Genomic DNA, 20,300 nt, shown 5'->3' on the forward strand with positions numbered 1-20,300 from the left:
ACGCTTATTTTGTGGCAACTTTACTATTTAATGTGAACTGAATATTCCCTCGTTCTGATGCATTGATGACGGTCACTGCATCCTGAGGCTTCAAATCTAGCGTAACCGACGTATATTCAACATACTCTTCACTTTCATCACTTTTAGGAATCATCTTTGTTCCAACCGCAAGGACTCTTACATTTGTTAAAATTTGTTCCGATTTAATCACATTAGGATTTGTACTAATGATTTCACTAAATACGACATCCACATAATCCTCTGGCTCAATCAATGTTGATACAGATTGGACAAAGTCAACACCGATTGATACAGCGCGGTGACCATCACTTACTTTCCGAGAAACGAATACATTCTCCTCTAGTGATGATTGAACACGGTGCTCTAGAATAGCTTCACCAACCTCGATCGGTGAGGTTACATACAAACCTTCTAGCTCTGATAGATTTCTAATTGCTTGAGGGTGTACTCCTTGTTCGGGTACTGACCTTACCTCTAGCATACTTGCCTGTACCATAGTGTTTGCAGGAATTCTTTCTTTTGCTACGACAATCTCTACCATACTTTCACTAATTGCAATTTCCGAGTCGAATTGTTTCATATAATTAAAGAATAGAAAGGTTGTCATTAACCCCATTACGATCGCTAATATAAGGATAAATTTTGATTTCATCTGTTCACCTACTCAGTTAGTCTTATGCTAAATGCCCCTCTATTGGCAGCATTTGGGTCAATTTTTCCAGGCCCAGTTGTTTTAATAAACATTCCATGTACAGACGTATCATTACCTGAAGCTGGTTTTGTTAGATAAAAGTAAGCAAAGCCTCGTATTTTCACCTCTTGAATTTGATTGGATTGAATAGAGGTAGGTTGATAGACTGGGATCAAAATGACCCTCGAACATTTCTTATCTATCGCTTCTTCAAATGTATAAGGACAATTATCAATTCTTGCTTTTATAGCCGACCTTGTTTTCCCTGCCACATTCCCTGTTTGCGTTTCAATGATGTCGCCCACTTTTATTTCTTGATCGTACCCATTCATAAAGTTGTCATAATAGGTATCCGCACCAGGTCCACCTAAGGCTAAAATTCCAAACCAACCGGTATCATTGCCATGCGCATCAGTTTTAAGCTCGTACTCTTTAAAAAACTCGAGCTGAAATCGCTCATCAATGCCAATCGGAACCGCCCCTTGTGCTTCTCCCATCGCACCGATTTCGGCTGCTGCTGATGCATGAACTGCACTTGATTCCATTCCAAATAATGTAGAGAAAGATAGCGGCATCTCTTTGTGTAGTTCAACCCTAACTAGCCGATTACTTTCAATTGAAAGGTTTTGTAAACTGGCCTCTTCGTTATGAAACTGCAATACATCATGTACAACATGAGTGACCGTTTCCTCATCTTCTAATAGCTTTTGTGCGCCTGATAAGACCGAGGCATTCGCCGTTTTTTGAAGATGAGTTTTGGTGACAAACAATTTACCACCATCTATCACTAAACCCGTCATCGTCAATAAGACAAGAAGGGCAATCGTTACAAGTACAATCGCATTACCATTCTCTGAATCTCTAAGTTTCTTTAGTTTATTTTTCATCTCTCATACCCTCATTCCACCCGAATCGTCGAATCTGCTTGAAGCTGGAACGGGTTGGGGATCACTTCAGATAAGAGTGGTGTGATGAGTTCGATTGGATACTGCAAGGTAACCGATACATATTCACCTGAGCTTCGATTTTGATCGTTCGGTGATATGGCTACTTGCAAATTAGCGGCGTCCCCGATTTGTATATAACCTTTAGCAAACTGAGTAATCTCTTGATCTGTTTTACCTAACCCTGCTAATCTGACGGTCTCTTGTGTAGCAAGATGAAGGTGAGAATAGGAGTATAATACTCTTCCAAAATCAATGATTCCTACTAGTAAAAGTAGTAAAACAGGTAATAACAGTGCCATTTCTACTAATGATTGCCCTCGTTGATCTTTGAACATCATAAGATCCAGCCTTTATAAAAGAGACTCACTAACGCTCCACCCGTAATCGCTACACCATAAGGATAAGTCGTTTTCAATCCTTCTTTATCAAGAAATAACGGCAATCTGACACCAGACCTAAAACAAGACATCGAATAAAAGATAGATTTGATTCGTTGTAAAGCTCCTTTTCTAAACATCAACACAAGCAATGCGATGACTCCACCTAAAAGGGCCATATAAATAGAAGTGAGGATGACAAAATTCATCCCTTTCATTGCCCCAATCACCGCTAACAACTTTACATCTCCAGCTCCCATTCCACCTAGAAAGTAAGGTATGAGGAGGATAGAAAAGCCTACGACAAAACCTAGTAACGAAAACCCTAAACCGGAAAGTCCATCTAAACTAAAATGTAGAATAAATGTTAGAAGCAGCGATGGGAAGATCACTTTGTTATAGATCTTTCTAGATTTAAGATCTGTCACTAAACAAATGAGTAAAACAATTAGGAGGAGGATATTCATAACCACGATTGATCCCACCTTTCACCTGAAAGATTTTTCAGTAATTCCTTACAAAAAACGCCCCACGTTATAAAAACCTATGGGGCGGTGTAAAATATTAAGGGACAGGGGGACAGGTACATTGTCCCTACCAGCCTAAGGCTGCTGGGACACGGTACCTGTCCCCTTGTCCCACAGAAGTAAGTATAAAAATATTTGGTATGATTTCAATTTCTTTAAGACTTACGATCCCTGAAGGTAATGGTTATTTCACTATCGTGAAAAAACCTAATTAGTTACCTGATCCGTCGCCCGTTTGACGCCCTTGTACAGATGTTACAGCATCCTGGAACATGGCTGTAATTTCACCACGTAATGTTACTAAGAAACCTACGACTGCTACTGCAATAATCCCAAGAACTAGTCCGTACTCTGTCATCCCTTGACCTTGTTCTTCAACAACTAAACCTTTTAATTTGTTCATCATGATTATTCGCTCCCTTGGTTTTTAGTTTTGGTTTATTAACTTACTATTTTCTCTTACGTTCGCTTTCTGTAGGGACACAGTGCCTGTCCCCTTGTCCCAAAATTAGTTACCTGATCCGTCGCCCGTTTGACGCCCTTGTACTGATGTTACGGCATCCTGGAACATGGCTGTGATTTCACCACGTAATGTTACTAAGAAACCTACTACTGCTACTGCAATAATTCCTAGAACTAGACCGTATTCTGTCATCCCTTGACCTTGCTCTTCAACAACTAAACCTTTTAATTTGTTCATCATGATTATTCGCTCCCTTGGTTTTTAGTTTTGGTTTATTACCATTCTCGTTTCTCTTGTGCTTTCCGTTGGGACAAGGTGCCTGTCCCCATGTCCCACATTAGCTTCCTGATCCGTCGCCAGTTGCTCTTGTTTGTACTGTCGTTACTGCATCTTGGAACATTGCTGTAATTTCACCACGTAGTGTTACTAAGAAACCTACGACTGCTACTGCAATAATTCCTAATACTAAACCGTACTCTGTCATTCCCTGACCTTGTTCTTCCGTTACCAATGCCTTTAACTTCTTCATGGCTCCCTCCTACGACTCTTTGATTACTAACACATCTCCAATGTTAGTGTTGGTTCTACTCACAGTCCCTGCTGGAAATTCAAACACGGATGCGGCAGAACGAAATACTTTGCTAGTTTTTCTCGGTGACATCGATTCGATAATTCCGACTACTTCAAGACGTTTGTTAACAAACACAACATCAATGGCATAGTTCATGAAATACGTATGAATCGACTGACAGGGTTTTAGATGAAGACCGCAACCTGTTGGCAAGTCCTTTGAGAACATGAGTCCTTGTAATCGTGTAAAGAATGAATACGCTTTACCGACTTGGACAGCTAGTTCTTCATTATTACTCTGGTTGTAAAGTTTTACCTAGCTCACCTCCATGTGATCTAAAAAAACCCCGCCTTTACCGAAAGGAGGGGTTTTTGTGTACAACAAAAAACGCCCAAATCTTTCGGTAACTGGCTGGCGTAGTGTGATATTCACACCTTAGCCCCTTTAGCTTTGCGTCACTGGTTTTCACCAGGTTTGCCTTTATCGAGACTCAGCGTTTTTGTTTCCGTCTGATCTCTTACCTCTATACTAAATCGACTTTATTAAAAAAGAATCGTTCGAATTCCTTATTTTCTGACAATTAATTTATAGTCTTTTTGTCGTAACATGACGAAAAATCCAGGGAAAAACGCAGGATTTTTTTAATATTTATCACTAAAAAAATAGTCAAGGGTCTTTATTCCTATTAATTCTAAAAATATTCAGGGAGATTAACCCCCATAAAATAAATATATACTTCGTATTAAACGACCACTCAAATGTTTGTCAATCGTTACAACTTTTACCGTTAAAAGTCAAAATAGATCCCTTTTATCTGGTGACCAGTTTAATCTTTATCCACAATTTAACTGTAACATGTCGAACAATCCGCATTGACTTATGAGATTGCACTAGTGTACTATCTAACTAGAACACTAATACAAAAAACTTAAAGGAGATTTATATGAGTACAATAAAAGGATTGTTATGGAAGGATTATCGGTTATCAAGAGTCCATATCTTCTCGATGTTTGTTGGTATCATGTTAATCATGATTGCTGGCTTTGGTTATTCCGCCTATATGATGCAGCCCGTCGGAACGTTGCCTGTTTACATTTTCTTATCATTATTTATGTTTGTTTATGCACCTATAACTATGCTCACATTGTTAAATATAGAGTCTAAAAATCAGCTATGGCTATACAGTCCACGAAAAGGTTCAACCCTTTTATTGTCTAAATATGCCGTCATATTCTCCTCTCAACTATTCATTCAGCTGATCCTCCTAGTGTATGCTGCCATCAGCTTATATTTTTTCGGAAAGAATCATTATGAACAGATGAGTATTGGGGTTTTTATTCAATCCATTAGTATGATCAATCTAATCATGGTCATCTTTGCAGTCTATTTTACTAGCTGGGTCACACTCTATTGGAGTATTTATCATTCCTTGAAACATCTTCCGAAATTAAAACCATTTCGTTGGTTAATTATCCTTGCACTATTCATTGTCTTTAACCTAATAGAAACATGGATACAGGAAATCCCTTTCATTGATCATTTAATCTACCTAGTGGAAGTTCAAGTTTTTATAAACGCTGAATTTTCTTTTGGCCAAGAAGATTGGTTTGTTACCTTTTCTGAAACAGCCATTCCGATCATTCCGCTGATCTACTATGTACTTTTAACCATACTCTTATTTACTATTGCTGCTAGACTGTTGGAACGGAAAGTAGAGGTATAGAATCATGACAGAAGAATTTCAGTCTTCCAAACCGATCTATTTACAGATTGTTGAAAAAGTCATTATTGATATTGTTCGAGGCAAACAGCCCCTAGGGGAAAAGTTACCGTCTGTTCGAGAGATGGCTGTTCAGATGGGGGTCAATCCAAATACGATCCAACGAACGTATAGTGAATTGGAAAGGATGAATATCGTGGAAACAAGGAGAGGTCAGGGAACCTTTGTCGTGAATCGTGAAGAGCTGATTAACGAATTAAGTTACTCTCTGCAAGATGAAATTATCCGTTCATTTGTACAAAAAATGAAAGAGATTGGTGTACCAAAAACTCAAATATTGAACAGGCTACAACGCTATTTACAGGAGGGCACTCATGACGATTCAGTTAACTAATGTGGTTAAGCGTTTTGGAAATGATTTTGCATTAAAAAATGTAAATCTAACTTTTAGCAAAGGAAGAATCTATGGACTCCTCGGCCCAAATGGAAGTGGAAAATCGACCACGTTAAAACTAATCACTGGGTTATCATTTCCAAATGAAGGAAATATAATGGTAAACGGTGAACTAGTAACAAGAAAAACATGTAGTTCTGTTGCCTACCTTACTGAACTAGATATGTTTTACGACACGTTTACGGTTAAGGAGACCATTGAATTTGCAGCTAGTCAATTTACAGATTTTAATGTTGAAAAAGCTCATAGGCTAGTAGAGGATTTAAGGCTAGATCCAACTAAAAAAGTAAAATCCCTATCAAAAGGAAATCGAGGACGACTAAAGCTCGTTACCACCCTTGCAAGAGATAGTGAGTTTATTTTACTAGATGAACCCTTCTCTGGATTAGATCCGGTGGTAAGAGATTCTATTGTACAAAGCTTGTTGAGATATATCGATTTTGAAAATCAGGTTGTGATTATCGCCACCCACGAAATAACAGAAATTGAACCACTACTAGATGTAGCAATTGCCATCCATTATGGAACGGTCATTGGGCAAGAAGAAGTGGAAGATTTACGAGAAAAGCATGGAATGTCAGTCTTAAAATGGTACAAACAAATCGTCAATCAAGTTGAGGAGGATGTGCGATGAAATCAGTTCTTTCATTACATGATGTAAACAAGACAATTAAAGGTAAACAAATCATTAAGGGCCTTAGCTTTTCTGTGAACGAAGGAGAAGTGTTCGGATTTTTAGGACCAAATGGAGCTGGTAAGACGACAACCATCCGTATGATTGTTGGATTAATGGGTATTACTGAGGGCGACATCATTGTCTGTGGAAAAAGTGTGAAAAAGGACTTCGAGGAAGCTGTAAGAAATATTGGTGCGATTGTTGAAAATCCTGAAATGTACAAGTTTTTAACAGGCTATCAAAATTTACTCCAATATGCTCGCATGCATAAAGGGATTACAAAAGATAAAATAACTGAAGTCATTGAACTGGTTGGGTTAACAGCTCGAATCCATGATAAAGTGAAAACCTATTCGCTAGGGATGCGTCAGCGACTCGGGCTAGCCCAATGCTTACTGCATGACCCGAAGCTATTAATCTTAGATGAACCAACGAATGGACTAGATCCAGCTGGAATTCGAGAGATCCGAGATCATTTGCGGATGCTCACGCGTGAAAAAGGAATGAGTGTGATTGTATCAAGTCACCTTTTATCTGAAATGGAAATGATGTGTGACCGAATTGCGATTATTCAGGATGGTAGCTTAATTGATGTACAGCAGGTTCATGATTTTGTCCAGCCTGAACAAATACTATATGTCTTTGAAACTGGAAATCTAGGAGATTCAACAGATTGGCTCGAACAAGAATACGCGGCATCAACTGTTGAGAGTGGGTTTAGTGTTGAAGTTAAGAAGAATGAAATTCCGGCTCTTATGAAAAAATTGGTGTTAGCTGATGTTGAAATTTTTAGCGTAAAACCTGTATCCAAATCATTAGAAGACCGTTTCCTAGAAATCACATCGGTAAAGGGAGAGTAAATCATGAAAAATTTAGTGATAAATGAGTGGATAAAAATTTTCAAAAGACCTGGAACCTTTGTCATGCTTGGACTTGTCGTCCTGTTTATCGTCGGATATGCCGGATTCCAAAAGTATGAAGAATCAAGGAATGTCACTGATCAACAAATGAATTGGAAGCAAGAATTAGAAACACAAATTGCAAGTAACAAACAGTATTTGCAGGAGGATGGACAAAATAATCCAAACTTAAAAGCGTTCTACGAGCGTCAAATTGCCATTCAGAAGTATCAGCTCCAACACGATTTAGCTCCAGTCACCGAAAATCATGTTTGGACGTATGTGACTGATGCACAGGCCGCCATTAGCTTCGCCGGTCTATTCACGATCATTATTGCTGCCGGAATTGTTGCTTCGGAATTTTCATGGGGAACCATTAAATTACTATTAGTCCGCCCCATCAGTCGCACGAAAATATTGTTATCAAAATATATAACAGTTATGTTGTTTGGTTTGCTTTTACTAGTGACCATCTATCTTCTTTCAGCAATTGTAGGACTATTATTATTTGGGCTTCCAACAAGTGACGTTCCTCATCTTGCTTATAGCAATGGAGAAGTAGTTGAACGAAATCTCGCCATTCATTTAATTGGACAATATTTACTAAGCTCAATCGACATTCTAATGATTGCCACCATGGCCTTCATGATCTCAGCTGTATTCCGGAATAGTTCACTAGCAATTGGGCTTTCATTATTTCTACTTTTCATGGGTGCTAATGTTACGTTCCTCCTTGCTAGTCGATACGAGTGGGCGAAATATATTCTATTCGCCAACACTGACTTAACGATTTACACGGACGGCATGCCACCGGTCGAGGGCATGACAATCGGGTTCTCAATCATCGTCCTTCTCGTTTACTTTATTATTTTTCACTTACTCGCATTTGGGGTATTTAAGCAAAGAGATGTGGCTGCTTAACTTGGGTTGATGTTAATAGTGGTGATACGCTAAAAGGAGTGATTCGAAATTTCGAGTCACTCTCTTTTGCTGTTATTACTCATGTTAAGGGAAAAAGTGTCACCTGTTTCAAGTGACTAATATCACATCCACTTTAATACAACTTCATTAAAATAAGAGCAACTACTTCTTACTAAAGGTTGCGATCGCATGGATGTACTTCAAACGATTTTAGAGGACTTCTCTTATCATGAAAAATGGAATTTCGGTGTTCTTTACTTTGTATTATTAGCCATCATGTTATACCTTTTTTTACTTCCTACATCCTCTACACATACAAAGCTTAAATCAGGTTTATTTGTAGTAGGGCTTTTCATTTATTTCTTTGCTCTAGGAAGTCCATTAAATTTGTTAGGTCGAATTCAGTTTAGAGCTCATATCATCCAAATGATTATGCTATTTTTCTTGTCCGCTCCCCTACTCGCTATAGGTCTAAAAGGAGAATTTCTAAGAAGAGCAATGTCTGTACCATTTTTAAATCAGCTATTGCGTAGACTCATGAACCCAGCTCCTTCATTGATTGTGTTTCACGTTCTATTTATCAGTTATCATGTTCCAGTGATCTTTGATTACGTTAGAATAAACCTTTTTTTACATTACTTTTATTTATTTGCCATGTTTTTAGTTGCCCTTTTATTTTGGTGTGCTGTTTTCCCGCCAGTTAAAGAGTTGAATCAACTAACCAACAAACGTCGCAAGAATTTTTATATGAGTTATATTCTTTTATTTATCCCTTTGGCAGCTGTTCTTTATCTAGTCAAACAAAGCTTCTACTCTATTTATACAGACATGGATTTAATGATTACTTCCCTTGAATTCTGCTTACCCACAGGAGATTTAGCAGAGCCGATTATCGAAGAAGAACTTATCGAGGCACTACTTCCATTTCCACCACAACGAGAACAGGTTATTGGGAGTGTGATTCTACTTACAACTCAGCTCATTTCTTTATGCCTCTATCCTTTTTTAAAGCGCTTTGTTAGCGAAAAAAGTTAATGAATACTATTAGGCTGCTATGCAATGACAGCCTAATCCTTTTTTGCTGATGTTTTCGCATACTTTGTTGCTATTTTAATAAAGAATGAATGTATATCTAGCCCGTTGATTTCCCCTGCAGACACTCGCTTTCCGCGGGGAGGGACGTGAGCCTCCTCGGCTTCGCCTGCGGGGTCTCACACTTCCCTCTATCTCCCGCAGGAGTCGAGTGCCTTCCGCTCCAATCAACTCAAACAAAGTTATTCAATTAAAAAAAATCTTTACAAAAAGAGCCTTTTGATACCATTAAAGCACTCTTGGACTTGCGTGTGTTTCTTCAAACCTTTCCACCCAAGTCAATGCTATTGCAAACCGTTCAATTGGCAGATTAAACGGAATCCACTTCTCTCTCGATTACTAGACCTGCAAAAGTGGCATCCGAAAGGACTGTTCACCATAATAGCTGATGATTTTCTTAAAATTATGTTTCGTCTAAAAATGCATAGCCGACCAATTTTCCAACTTGCCCAACAGGCGGACTCTTGTATAAGAAGTCGTCTGCATTGGTTCCATAAACTGTTCAATCATTTCACTGCTAAAGCCTTGCCCCTGTAAATCCGGGTCGATAAATAAAAAGTTCAGAAACACAATATCTTCTTCCGGAAACCCTAAATACTACGTCATATGAACCCTAACTTAAAAGCACTTATACAATTAACAGAAACTCTAGCTGAATAATGTTTACTTTTATATACTCGTTCTAGATACTTTCACATTGTTTGGTACCTTACCATAATGTCTTACAAACGGTAAACAGAAAACAATGATTGCTGCAATAACTTCTAGTAATCCAGCATAAATAAATACCACCTCTGGTTTTACCCACTCCATAGACCACCCAGCAATCGCCTGAGAAATAGGAACAGACCCAGACATGACTAAAATCATGACACTTATTACCCTTCCAAACAGCTTACGTGGAATAATTGTATGGTTCACACTTGGAGCAATCACATTAACAGCTGTTTCATGCAATCCTAATAATGCAAATAATAAAAGTAAAAACAAAATATGGTCTGTAAATCCAATGCAAACGATCACGATCCCCTGTAAAAAACAAGTTAATAGTGTCATATATGGTTTTGGATTCCGAATTATCCAAAGGGAGAAGAGGAGAGCCCCAATTGCACTTCCAACCCCGATCCCAGTATTCATCAAGCCAAATCCTTCTACACCAAATCCTTTATCAGTTGCAAGGAATGGAATACTTACAATAGTAGCTCCAACAGCTGCATTGGCGAAAAAGGCAAAGACTGCCATTGTAAAAATAATTGGGGTGCTTATAAAATATTTAATTCCATCCTTTGCATCCTGTAGTATATTGTTATTATTTACTTTAATGTCCTCTTGCTTATCAAAGGTTACCTTTAATAATAAAAGTACCGATACTATGAAGGTACCTGCATTTATTAAAATAGCAATCTGTGTACTCCCCAACGCCACTAAGCCAGCACCGACTAACGGGCCTACAACGGCCGAGACATTTCCAGCTATCATTAGTAAACTCATAGACTGTGTATAGTATTCTTTATCTACTATTAAAGTTCTACATGTTATTGTAGCAGGTTCTTCAACAGCATCTACCATTCCAAATATTGCTCCAATACAATACACGAGCCATATATTAAGATCATCAGCAAAGCTTATTCCTACCAAAATAAAGATTAAAAGAGCACGGATTATTTTAGAAATAATCATTAGATGTTTTGCGTTAAATCTGTCTGTAATCATACCTCCAATTAATATAAAAACCATTTTTGATATTCCAACAATAAATAAGTATGTACCTACAACTAAAGGAGATCCCTTTTCCTCAATGAGTAACCAAGTTAGTGCTATGATAAAGATAGAATCACCTAATGATGTGAACCATGCACTAGACCAATAGAATAGAAAATTTTTATTTTTAAATATCTTTATATTCTCTTTTAACATTTTATTTTGTCCTCAATCTTTATAAATTCTGCTGAAATGTCTAACTTATTTAGATAAGGATAGGTCTAATCTACCTAAACTTCTTCTATAACTGAATCAATTCTACTAAAAAGGGAATTAATCCTTCTTGGATTAACTCCCTTTTTTATTCACAATGTTTTCTCCATTTCCATAATATTGGATAGTCTATAATTGAAATAGTACATATTGGAAGTGTGATTCTATTTACAACTCAGCTCATTTCTTTATGCCTCTATCCTTTGTTAAAACGTTTTGTTAGCGTGAAAAGTTGATTGAAACTATTAAAATAGGCTGCCATATAATGACAGCCTATTTGCTCTTTGTTCAAAGGATCCTACCGCTAGTCGAGTAAACAAAACGTTATTTTTCAGTATAATTTAATTGATATAAACCACTTATTTCAAAAGTTAATTCTCTACTTTTCTTTAGTTCTTCTTGTTCAAAAGTAAAAGAAACGAACTGTTCAAATCTCCCTTCGTGATCTCCGCTGCCTCTACCAAAATTACCCAACTCCCCATTTTCGTCAAAAACACGGTGAAAAACGTCTCCAGTAGTATAAGTACCATCATCATTTAGTCGAAAATGACTAAGAACGGTTCCGTTTTTCGAATTAACATGACTATCAAATCCGATTATAATATCTATTTCCTTGTTCTTGGTAAACGGATTTTCTTTTTCATATGTTTCTATAACGAAAACATCGGTATCATGAATGGATGTTATTTTTATGGGTTCAACTATTCCATTTAAGATCTTTTCAGTAGGAAGAGTAAATGTTATTTCTTCCTTATAAGGAATCGTTTCTGTGTGATAAGCATCCAAATTCTGTCTTATAAATTGTATATCTTTTTCCTCTATAATCGAACATGCACTTGTTAACATTAGTAGTAATAGTAAAAAGATCACATTACAGGATGATATAATTTTAAATGAGTTTTTCAAAAACACCCCTCCCCATCGCACTCTCACTGTTATCCAGGAACGGTCTTAGCTCAATAATTTTCAGCAATAGAAATTAACCATTCTTTGTCTTCTTCATTACTTGTGAACAGGTATTTATAACTTTGCTGGATTGAATCTCTCCACTTTAATACATATTCTGTATCTTTTGAAATCCAAACCATGTCAGCTATTTTACCGTTTTTAATCTTCTCTGATGTACTTTTATCAAACATTGATGATGTAATCATAAACGTAATCTTATGACCTTCCATTTCGTAGAACACCTTTGTCACTGGATGTGTAAAGCCGTCATGTTCATACGTTATTTTTTTAATTACATAGCCACTTGGCATAAGAGGAGTTTGAAATTCACCAATCTCTTCTTCTGCACCTTCTTTGCTTTCAAATGTAAGGTATTGTCCATCGTTACAAGCAATTAGAGAAAGACTAAAAGAAAGTAATACTAGCAACTTAATTAACTTCACCTTATCCCCCACTTTAATTTTGCCTTGTCAGCTCTTCTGCAGGAAAACACACATATTTAATAAATATGATCAGGCATTCACGTGTTCTCATTCCGACAACAAGTAATAGTATCTAGTAGGCGATCCCTACACGTGATTTTATATAATAGTTACTTTCAATCTGTCTATATGAAAATTCTGCCGTATCCGATACGTATATTTTATCTCCTCCCACCGGTAAAAAATCACGTTCCACACGATATTCACCTATTCTTTCTCCATCCGGTAAATACGTAGGACATACAATAGTCCAATCAAGTGTTGATTGTTTTAGCATATCGTAAACTTTATGATGTTCTTCTGCTGCGCGGGTTGATTTACGTTTTGATTCGCTTGACTGATAACGGAGTATGGTTGGCGTAGTTCTACTCTGTAAAATCCCCGCAGTCCCTATTGTAATAATTCGTTGTATACCTTCGTTTTCCATTGCTTTGATCACTAATGGCATACTTTCTGATAGAGTGGTTGTACCATCGGTATTTAGAGCACTAATAACCACATCAATTCCGTGCATTGCACGTACTATATCATTTTTATTTAAAGCATTACCTTGAATAATGGTTAAATTTCCACTATTTATTTGAATCTTCTCTGGAGTGCGAACTAATACAGTGACTTGATGTTGATCATGAAGGGCATAAGTTACTATTTGACTTCCAACTCGTCCAGTTGCACCTAAAATTAAAATATTCAAAAGTAGGATCCTCCTATTTACGGATACAGAATTTTTTTGTGAATACAAGTTAACAACACTCTTACACTAACCTTCCCCTTGTAAAATAACTTCTTACTAAAAAAAGGGTTTTAATTTTCTTTCTTATTAACTTTCAGTATTTCTTTTAATGTTGAATGAATGTTATTTAGACTAATCAAAACTAAACCTAACATAATAAAAGTAACTACTTCTCGTGTAATAAAAGAGATTACACCTAGTATAAAAAAGTATAGTGTATATAACCAATTTTTCATTTTCCACCGTCCCTTTAAGTCCTAGTTATTACTTAAATCGTATGTATTTCTGCCCTTCTATAATTGTTCATCTCTAACAAAATTTATAAAATTATTGCCCCCTAGATTGTAAAAAAGCTGCCTATTGGCAGCTAGTATCTTTTAGCAAAACTTTGGTAAATCCGTGATAATTTAAAACAAATCAATATCATGCATAATCCTTTGGACAACATCTCTGACATCTAACTATATAGTTATCTAATTCTTGGCTTATTGTGATTGCCTCTTTGCTTGACAACCCTTTTTCTAACCCTACGCTGATTAATTCATTTCTAAGGATTTCTATTTTTCTACGAAGCTCATTTGGTTTTAGTGGATTTATAAGGTTAGTGTCCATTACTGATTTTCTCCTTAGAACTTGTCATTTCATTCCTATTCAATATAATTCATTATTTTTTCTTATAATTATATAATCGGTAAACATTATGTTATTATTAGCCCTTTTTACTTTTTCGCAATATTATTATTCTTTCGATATTTATAGAGCTCTTGGCAAAAGAATACACTTTAATTACCACTTTTATATCAACTAACACGACTTCCAAATTATACCTCTTTTTCTTTAAATGGTCTATAATTGAATTAGTACATGATGCTTCGAAAAGGAGTGTGTGGTGTTGAATAATTCGTGGAATAAAGTTATATATAAACTTGGCTCACCTCTATATGATCAGTTCTTTAATTCAGGGATCTTCCTTCATGCCCGAAAACGAATCTTTCAATCTGTAAGGTTTGATCGTAGCCATAAAATCTTGTTTGTAGGGGTAGGTACGGGAGCTGATTTAGAGCTTATTAATTATTCTAGCTTAGATATAACGGCAATTGATTATTCTCCAGATATGCTTTCCAAAGCAAAAAACAAGTTTAGGGGATCTGATATTAGTTTTATAGAAATGGATGCTCAAAATATGTCTTTTAAAGATGAGGAATTTGATTATGTAGTGGCTAGTTTGATCTTATCAGTTGTGCCAGATGCGAACCAGTGTTTTCAAGAGATTAAGAGAGTGTTAAAACCCGGGGGGAAAGTGATTATATTTGATAAATTCGCTCCTAAGAATGATAAGCTTTCATTATCAAAGAGGATGCTGAGGCCGATTATTAGCGCATTAGGAACGGATATTGGACGCAACTTTGAAGAACTTATTCAAAAGAACAATAATCGAATACAAATAGAAGAAGATACACCCATTATGATGAATGGAATGTATCGGAAAATAATTGTGGCTAAAACGATGTAATATTTTTGTTTTTGTAATGAAAAAGAGCCCCTCTCGTGGGTCTCTTTTATTGATAAGAAACAAATTCATCCCACCGGATGGCTTCTAACTAAAAAACCCTAAAGCATATTTAATGCCTTCTTCGACTTCAGTTGTTTCATACCCTTCTAAATCTTCCTGTGATATCTCTAGCTTTGTTTTGGATAGCGAATACCCACTATCTAAATTCACGTCAAGCGTCACTTCGTATCCCGTTTCAGTTTGCTTAATATCGAGAATATCATAATCACGTATGTTCGTTCCTATTTCATATTCAACTGGTTCTAAATCAGACATCACATAACCCCCAAGAAGTATGTATTAAAGTATGATTGTATTTTATCCAAACTACACTAGAGAATACCTGACATTATGTAAATACAAAAAAAGCCCCCGAATCCGGAGACTAAGCTAACACTCTTTGAACCACTTGTTTTTTCTGTTTCTCAAACAATTGATACATATAGTAGTAAATCAACGCACTGATTACACAAAGGACAGTAAGCATCACAAATGTCCATTGATAGCCAATCCACATCGACAGTGAAATCGATATTGGTGCAATCGTCCGACCGATCGTAAATCTTAAGCTTGCTGCTGCAAAGTATTGTCCTCTCATATGTTCAGGTGCGAGTTTGGAAACGAAGCTCTGTTGAATCCCAACGACCATAATCTCAGCCATTGTAAAAATAGCCATTGCTCCTAACAGAACCCAAAGCATCGTCGATTGTCCGAAAAGGAAGATTCCTACCCCATATAGTAGAGCCGATGTAATAAAAACATCTCTTTCTCTATATTTATCGACCTGTCTTGTAATCACGACCGTTAGCAACGCAACCATAAATCCGTTAAAGGCAATAATTAGCCCGAATGCCTTCTCTCCGCCGAGTTCAAGACGGAAATCCCCAAATCCAATCAATGTTTGAAGTGGAACTAATTCTTTTGTATAAACAGCCATAAGAAGATCCAGCTGCATAAAGGTTTGAGCAGATACTACGCCTGCGATAATAAATAATAGGAAAATTTTATCTTGGAAAATGATTTTGTAGTCTGCCACCTGTTGGGTAATTGCTCCCACCAAGGTTACTTTTTCCGTCTTCTTTACAGCCTGATTTTGAAGAGAAGGTGCAGTTTCGGTCACCATCTTTTGTAAGATGATACCTATAACGAAGCTTGTTAGTGCTGCCGTTAACAATAATTCAAATCGGTGCTGAAAGAAAAAGATGCCGCCAACAATTGGGCCAATGACAACGGCTATGTTGATACCTGTATAAAAAATCGCGAAAACAGAGTTCCGATTCTTCTCCTCTACTACATCGGCAACCATGGCTTGACTGGCAGGCCAATACAATGAACCGAACACCCCAATGACCGTAAAACATATGAAGCTGACCAGGGCTGATTCCATCCACATTGAATTTGCGAACGCAAAAATCAGAAAGAACACACCCTGACCAAATGTAGAAATCACCATCATCCGCTTACGACCAAAATGATCTGCACAATAGCCACCCACTAAATTAGCCAAAACCCCAAAAACTTGGGATAAAATTAATAGTAGACCTGCCTTGTCCTTACCAAATTCTTCAGAAAAATATATCGCCATAAACGGGAAAAACATCCAGAACAACACATTAACAAAAAACTCACCATACAAACGAACCTTTAAGTTCAAATCCCAATCTCGTAATCTCATGTTCTACCTCTTCGCTATATTTAACACACAAAAGAGATTATACGCCATTGGACAGCCTTTTGGAAACAAAATTCCAAATATAGATATTTTAGAGTCTGAGTAACTCTGTGGTAATTAAAACAGTGCTGCCAAAACAAATCCAAGGACAAAAAAGACAATTGATCCAAACACAAGCGGATTCAATCGTAATGAAAACGGAGAACGCTTCATACTATAATTACTTTTTGAGCCTAAAATACTCGCTGCCACCATGGCTTCATTCTTATTTGCAACCATCCCACCACTACTTGAAAAATAGATGAAGGTGGCGCAACATGCAATCCCTAAATAAAACATAGCATCTAACAAGTAAAGACCTGTCATTTGTGAAACAAGATAAGCTAAGCCCGTTTCCACAACAATTACGATAAGTGTAAAGGTGAAATATTTCAATTTACCCATATGACAACCTCTCTCTCTACGTTATTTCCATTCCTTCTTATTTAATAAATACGTTTACAACCTCAATAGGTTTCAGAATATTTTTACTTTTATCGAAAAAATCCTACAAAAAAATACGCCTATTAAAAGCGTATTCAAGATTATTCATTTGAGATCATCGTTCTATTCTTACCTGACCTTTTCGCCGTATATAAAGCAGTGTCAGCCCCTTTGAACAAGGCTTCCTTCTGCATCCCAGGCATCAGTTTTTGAATGCCTGAACTGATTGTTACATGATTTCCCTCTAGCTCGTTAAAGGTTACTGCAGCAATATTTGTTCTAATCTCCTCGATTTTCTTAAAAAATTCCTCCGTACTGATCCCGATACTTACAATAGCAAACTCTTCGCCACCATAACGGGAACCAAAATCCTCTCCCTCTAGGCAATTTTTAATTTGCTCAGCCACTTTTACAATCACGCTGTCTCCCGCTCGATGTCCATACGTATCATTGATATTTTTAAAATTATCAATATCAAGTACCGATACATGTACATCTAATGTTTCGGGGGAATCAAAGGTAAATATTGAATCCAAATGTTCATGAAAGGAGCGGTGATTGTACAACTCTGTTGCAGGATCTATCCGAGTTAACCGTTCCATATAAATGTTTTTAGTAATCAATTCTCGCTTTTCTTTTGTCGTCCTCAATAGGTCATTCATGAGCTTACGACCATGCTTCAATAGAGTGGTAGTTAAAAAGGAAAATCCCATGATAATGGCAAACATAATAATAAAGTCAGAGTGCTTCATATGAGCTTGAACATTCTCTGAAAAGGCAGAAACACCTACAAAGGATAGTATAGCAACCAGTATAGACACTCTTAAAAGCGTTAAATTATAAAAAAACAAGGAAGTGAGGACGGGAAAAACAAATAGAAAGAGAGCAACCGTTTTTTCATACAAGGTTGTCACTAATACACAAACCATAATTGTTAAGGCAATCATGACCAGATATTCGATGTATTTTTTGACCCTTAATAGAGCAAATTCTATTATAGTCATGATGATAATCAGCTTTAGAGATGGATAAATGATGACTTCATTAATAAACAACCAGCTTCTTCTAGAAGTAAAAAAGAAGTTAATACTTGTAGCCGCTACATATAGAACGATAATGACCCATAAAGTATTTAAAATATCTCGAACAAGCAGTTTTTTATCTATCAATTTATCACTTCACATTCATAAATGATGTTATATTCATTATATAGAGGGACTATGTAGTAATAAAGGATTATTATTTATAATATATTAAATTTGATAGACTATTTGTCGCTTCATCCACCACCTTTTTAAGATTGATAAAAGGAAATGAAATATATATAATGAACATATACTAAAAAGAGATCAGGTGCTTGAACACCTGATCGACAACTACAAACCGCTTAGCGGCTAGCCGAGATTGATGTCATACAAAAAGGAGTAACTGTCTATCCCCTCTCACAGGTCAGACGGCTACTTCTTTTTATTTGCGACAAATAGCATTACAACAATTGTGATCACCCCTAATAAAACTAAATTAGATTGAAATATCACAGTTATTGCTTCATAAGTCGTCATTATATTCCACCTCCCTTCTCTAAAAGGAAATGGGCTAACCGCCTGCCTGCTTGTATATAGTTGTAATCAATAGTATATCACTTCAAAACAAAAATAGGAACAAACGTTCTATATTTCTAAAGACCTATTTTGGACACTTAATCGATATCCAAACATATAAAAAATCTCACCTACTCATGTAGATGAGATTACTTCATTTAGGCTACCACGTTACCACAGCATTTTTTATACTTTTTCCCACTATCACATGGACAAGGCTCGTTTCGACCAACCTTTACTGAAACAGACGAGGCTGGATTCGTCTCTTTTGGTTTTAAATCCATAGATGAATGTCCCTTTAGGAACCATGCCCTCGTATGATTCATTAGATCAATAACATGATCCGTTAGTACTTTAAGGAGCTCCACGTTTTCAACCTTTAATGCAGAAGCCATCAACTGCAGAATACGATTTGGGCTTTCTCCCATTCTCGTTTCAATCACGCACTCTCCTACTAAACCTTCTGCTTCCACTTTACTCATTTCAAATTCTTTCATAAGGAAGCTTACTAGTTTTAGATAGGTATGATTTTGATCAACGAAGCCAGGCTCACCCGCAGATAGAAGCTGTTGCTTAGTAAAAGGATAGAACGGTAGGTTCTTTCGCATTTCTTGTTCTTGCATTATCATTTGTTGATCAGACACGTTAGGATTGGAAAAGCCTGACTCAGTAATGATGATATCTTTTCGATATGAAATAGCATCATTCATTACTTCCAGGTATTCATGAAGATACAATTTTTCGTTTGTATGCTTCTCGATCATTTCTATAAGAAGTGGTAGATCTAGCGTTCCATAGTAATATAAAAGACCTTTAGTCAGACCGATCCACTCTGTGTTTCTATTTATTTTCTCTTTTACTTGTACGTTGTTTTTCAAAGCAGAAATTGGTTCCAGTAGGTCAGTAGGAACAGCCAAGATCCTGCTTCCTTCAAATGTACCTGAATAGATTAACCCGCTTTTTCGTAAATACTGAATTTGAGTTACTTCTAGGTTCGGTGCATTTATATGTCCATCCTTACCCGCAAGGTCTAGTAGTAAATTAAAACGTTCTGAATCCCATAAAGAACAGATATCGTCTAGATTTCCACGTATACTGCCTTCTAGCACCTCGATAAGTTCTGCCTTTTTTAAACTGCTAACATTCTTCACATCTAGCTTTTTTCTAATATCGTCTAGTTCATTCTTCGTATATGTACCAAGACCTTCCTGCAGTGTAAAAGGAATCTTTATAACGCCCCAATGCCTTTTATGTACTTTCTCGTCCTGTTCTTTTTTCATATCCTGTAAACCATGTAACATCTTTTTCAGAGCCTTTTTTAATTCTGCGCTATTCTGGTTGCTCATGTTTTCACCTTCTCTAAATCTATTGAGTAGTTTTTTATTATACATGAAAGAAGGATCTTCATGTACCCATTTTGGAGTATTTGGAAAATACGAACTATGGGATATGGGTCGCAGGTGGGTCGCAGGGACAGGTACCTTGTCCCAAAAGTT

The 20,300-nt window shown here is 36.7% G+C and carries 25 protein-coding genes, 1 pseudogene and 1 riboswitch; of the genes and pseudogenes, 7 read left to right on the plus strand and 19 right to left on the minus strand.

The genetic code is table 11. The features are described 5' to 3' along the window. Positions 1–4: 4 nt before the first annotated feature. The 8 genes and pseudogenes from cpaB to G4D63_RS04630 form a co-directional block, all read right to left on the minus strand. Entirely contained in the window at positions 5–673 is a 669-nt protein-coding gene (gene cpaB, locus G4D63_RS04595) for a Flp pilus assembly protein CpaB (protein ID WP_163178114.1), read from the minus strand. Positions 674–681: 8 nt separating this feature from the next. After that, the gene (locus tag G4D63_RS04600) at positions 682–1,599 is read right to left on the minus strand and encodes a Tad domain-containing protein (protein WP_163178116.1); all 918 of its coding nucleotides are present in this window, start codon (positions 1,597–1,599) and stop codon (positions 682–684) included. 11 nt (positions 1,600–1,610) lie between these two features. Continuing rightward, on the minus strand, positions 1,611–1,997 hold the full coding sequence (locus G4D63_RS04605; protein WP_239585860.1) for a TadE/TadG family type IV pilus assembly protein: 387 nt from the start codon (positions 1,995–1,997) through the stop codon (positions 1,611–1,613). After that, positions 1,994–2,503, minus strand: coding sequence for an A24 family peptidase (locus G4D63_RS04610; protein WP_205603786.1), 510 nt, complete (start codon positions 2,501–2,503; stop codon positions 1,994–1,996). The genes G4D63_RS04605 and G4D63_RS04610 overlap by 4 nt, the downstream gene beginning before the upstream one ends. Positions 2,504–2,774: 271 nt before the next feature. After that, complete coding sequence (locus G4D63_RS04615; RefSeq protein WP_163178120.1) at positions 2,775–2,969, minus strand: Flp family type IVb pilin; 195 nt, start codon at positions 2,967–2,969, stop codon at positions 2,775–2,777. 102 nt (positions 2,970–3,071) lie between these two features. Further along, positions 3,072–3,266, minus strand: coding sequence for a Flp family type IVb pilin (locus G4D63_RS04620; protein WP_163178120.1), 195 nt, complete (start codon positions 3,264–3,266; stop codon positions 3,072–3,074). Positions 3,267–3,363: 97 nt separating this feature from the next. Continuing rightward, positions 3,364–3,555: a Flp family type IVb pilin gene (locus G4D63_RS04625; RefSeq protein ID WP_163178122.1), complete on the minus strand. Its 192-nt coding sequence runs from the start codon at positions 3,553–3,555 to the stop codon at positions 3,364–3,366. 9 nt (positions 3,556–3,564) lie between these two features. Continuing rightward, positions 3,565–3,858, minus strand: a pseudogene (locus G4D63_RS04630) (DUF192 domain-containing protein); the annotation flags it as partial. A gap of 138 nt (positions 3,859–3,996) precedes the next feature. Beyond that, positions 3,997–4,086: riboswitch (cyclic di-GMP riboswitch) on the minus strand. Between the two features lie 454 nt (positions 4,087–4,540). Here G4D63_RS04630 and G4D63_RS04635 point away from each other — a divergent pair. The 6 genes from G4D63_RS04635 (at position 4,541) to G4D63_RS04660 (ending at position 9,302) form a co-directional block, all read left to right on the plus strand. After that, positions 4,541–5,320 carry a hypothetical protein gene (locus tag G4D63_RS04635; RefSeq protein ID WP_163178124.1) on the plus strand — a complete coding sequence of 260 codons (780 nt, stop codon included), beginning with the start codon at positions 4,541–4,543 and terminating at the stop codon, positions 5,318–5,320. 4 nt (positions 5,321–5,324) lie between these two features. Next, positions 5,325–5,711 (plus strand): GntR family transcriptional regulator, encoded by a 387-nt coding sequence (locus tag G4D63_RS04640; RefSeq protein WP_163178125.1) that lies wholly within the window; start codon positions 5,325–5,327, stop codon positions 5,709–5,711. Further along, positions 5,692–6,405, plus strand: a complete 714-nt coding sequence (locus G4D63_RS04645) for an ABC transporter ATP-binding protein (RefSeq protein WP_163178127.1) — start codon at positions 5,692–5,694, stop codon at positions 6,403–6,405. The genes G4D63_RS04640 and G4D63_RS04645 overlap by 20 nt, the downstream gene beginning before the upstream one ends. Continuing rightward, positions 6,402–7,307 (plus strand): ABC transporter ATP-binding protein, encoded by a 906-nt coding sequence (locus tag G4D63_RS04650; protein ID WP_163178129.1) that lies wholly within the window; start codon positions 6,402–6,404, stop codon positions 7,305–7,307. Before G4D63_RS04645 ends, G4D63_RS04650 begins: the two co-directional genes overlap by 4 nt. Positions 7,308–7,310: 3 nt before the next feature. Further along, on the plus strand, positions 7,311–8,267 hold the full coding sequence (locus G4D63_RS04655) for an ABC transporter permease (RefSeq protein ID WP_163178131.1): 957 nt from the start codon (positions 7,311–7,313) through the stop codon (positions 8,265–8,267). A gap of 189 nt (positions 8,268–8,456) precedes the next feature. Continuing rightward, positions 8,457–9,302 carry a cytochrome c oxidase assembly protein gene (locus G4D63_RS04660; protein ID WP_163178133.1) on the plus strand — a complete coding sequence of 282 codons (846 nt, stop codon included), beginning with the start codon at positions 8,457–8,459 and terminating at the stop codon, positions 9,300–9,302. Between the two features lie 726 nt (positions 9,303–10,028). Here G4D63_RS04660 and G4D63_RS04665 read toward each other — a convergent pair. The 5 genes from G4D63_RS04665 to G4D63_RS04685 form a co-directional block, all read right to left on the minus strand. Continuing rightward, positions 10,029–11,276, minus strand: a complete 1,248-nt coding sequence (locus G4D63_RS04665) for an MFS transporter (protein ID WP_163178135.1) — start codon at positions 11,274–11,276, stop codon at positions 10,029–10,031. Positions 11,277–11,657: 381 nt separating this feature from the next. Further along, entirely contained in the window at positions 11,658–12,239 is a 582-nt protein-coding gene (locus tag G4D63_RS04670) for a hypothetical protein (RefSeq protein ID WP_163178137.1), read from the minus strand. 50 nt (positions 12,240–12,289) lie between these two features. Next, positions 12,290–12,724 (minus strand): hypothetical protein, encoded by a 435-nt coding sequence (locus G4D63_RS04675; protein ID WP_163178139.1) that lies wholly within the window; start codon positions 12,722–12,724, stop codon positions 12,290–12,292. Positions 12,725–12,836: 112 nt separating this feature from the next. Then, on the minus strand, positions 12,837–13,457 hold the full coding sequence (locus G4D63_RS04680) for an NAD(P)-dependent oxidoreductase (RefSeq protein WP_163178141.1): 621 nt from the start codon (positions 13,455–13,457) through the stop codon (positions 12,837–12,839). A gap of 462 nt (positions 13,458–13,919) precedes the next feature. Then, positions 13,920–14,108 (minus strand): aspartyl-phosphate phosphatase Spo0E family protein, encoded by a 189-nt coding sequence (locus tag G4D63_RS04685; protein WP_163178143.1) that lies wholly within the window; start codon positions 14,106–14,108, stop codon positions 13,920–13,922. Positions 14,109–14,388: 280 nt separating this feature from the next. Here G4D63_RS04685 and G4D63_RS04690 point away from each other — a divergent pair, with 280 nt between their 5' ends. Further along, positions 14,389–15,009, plus strand: coding sequence for a class I SAM-dependent methyltransferase (locus G4D63_RS04690; RefSeq protein WP_163178145.1), 621 nt, complete (start codon positions 14,389–14,391; stop codon positions 15,007–15,009). A gap of 84 nt (positions 15,010–15,093) precedes the next feature. Here G4D63_RS04690 and G4D63_RS04695 read toward each other — a convergent pair whose 3' ends face one another. The 6 genes from G4D63_RS04695 to G4D63_RS04715 form a co-directional block, all read right to left on the minus strand. Further along, positions 15,094–15,324, minus strand: coding sequence for a hypothetical protein (locus G4D63_RS04695; RefSeq protein ID WP_163178147.1), 231 nt, complete (start codon positions 15,322–15,324; stop codon positions 15,094–15,096). Between the two features lie 109 nt (positions 15,325–15,433). Next, on the minus strand, positions 15,434–16,723 hold the full coding sequence (locus G4D63_RS04700; RefSeq protein WP_163178149.1) for an MDR family MFS transporter: 1,290 nt from the start codon (positions 16,721–16,723) through the stop codon (positions 15,434–15,436). A gap of 114 nt (positions 16,724–16,837) precedes the next feature. Next, positions 16,838–17,164 carry a hypothetical protein gene (locus G4D63_RS04705; RefSeq protein WP_163178152.1) on the minus strand — a complete coding sequence of 109 codons (327 nt, stop codon included), beginning with the start codon at positions 17,162–17,164 and terminating at the stop codon, positions 16,838–16,840. Between the two features lie 140 nt (positions 17,165–17,304). Then, a complete protein-coding gene (locus tag G4D63_RS04710; RefSeq protein WP_163178154.1) occupies positions 17,305–18,372 on the minus strand; it encodes a GGDEF domain-containing protein in 1,068 nt (355 codons plus the stop codon). A gap of 288 nt (positions 18,373–18,660) precedes the next feature. Beyond that, complete coding sequence (locus tag G4D63_RS22250; protein ID WP_338023892.1) at positions 18,661–18,765, minus strand: putative holin-like toxin; 105 nt, start codon at positions 18,763–18,765, stop codon at positions 18,661–18,663. A 197-nt stretch (positions 18,766–18,962) separates the two neighbouring features. Next, positions 18,963–20,150, minus strand: coding sequence for a YecA family protein (locus G4D63_RS04715; RefSeq protein ID WP_163178156.1), 1,188 nt, complete (start codon positions 20,148–20,150; stop codon positions 18,963–18,965). Between the last annotated feature and the right edge of the window lie 150 nt (positions 20,151–20,300).

Origin of the sequence: Bacillus mesophilus (genome assembly GCF_011008845.1) — a bacterium.
Classification (GTDB): Bacteria; Bacillota; Bacilli; order Bacillales; family SA4; genus Bacillus_BS; species Bacillus_BS mesophilus.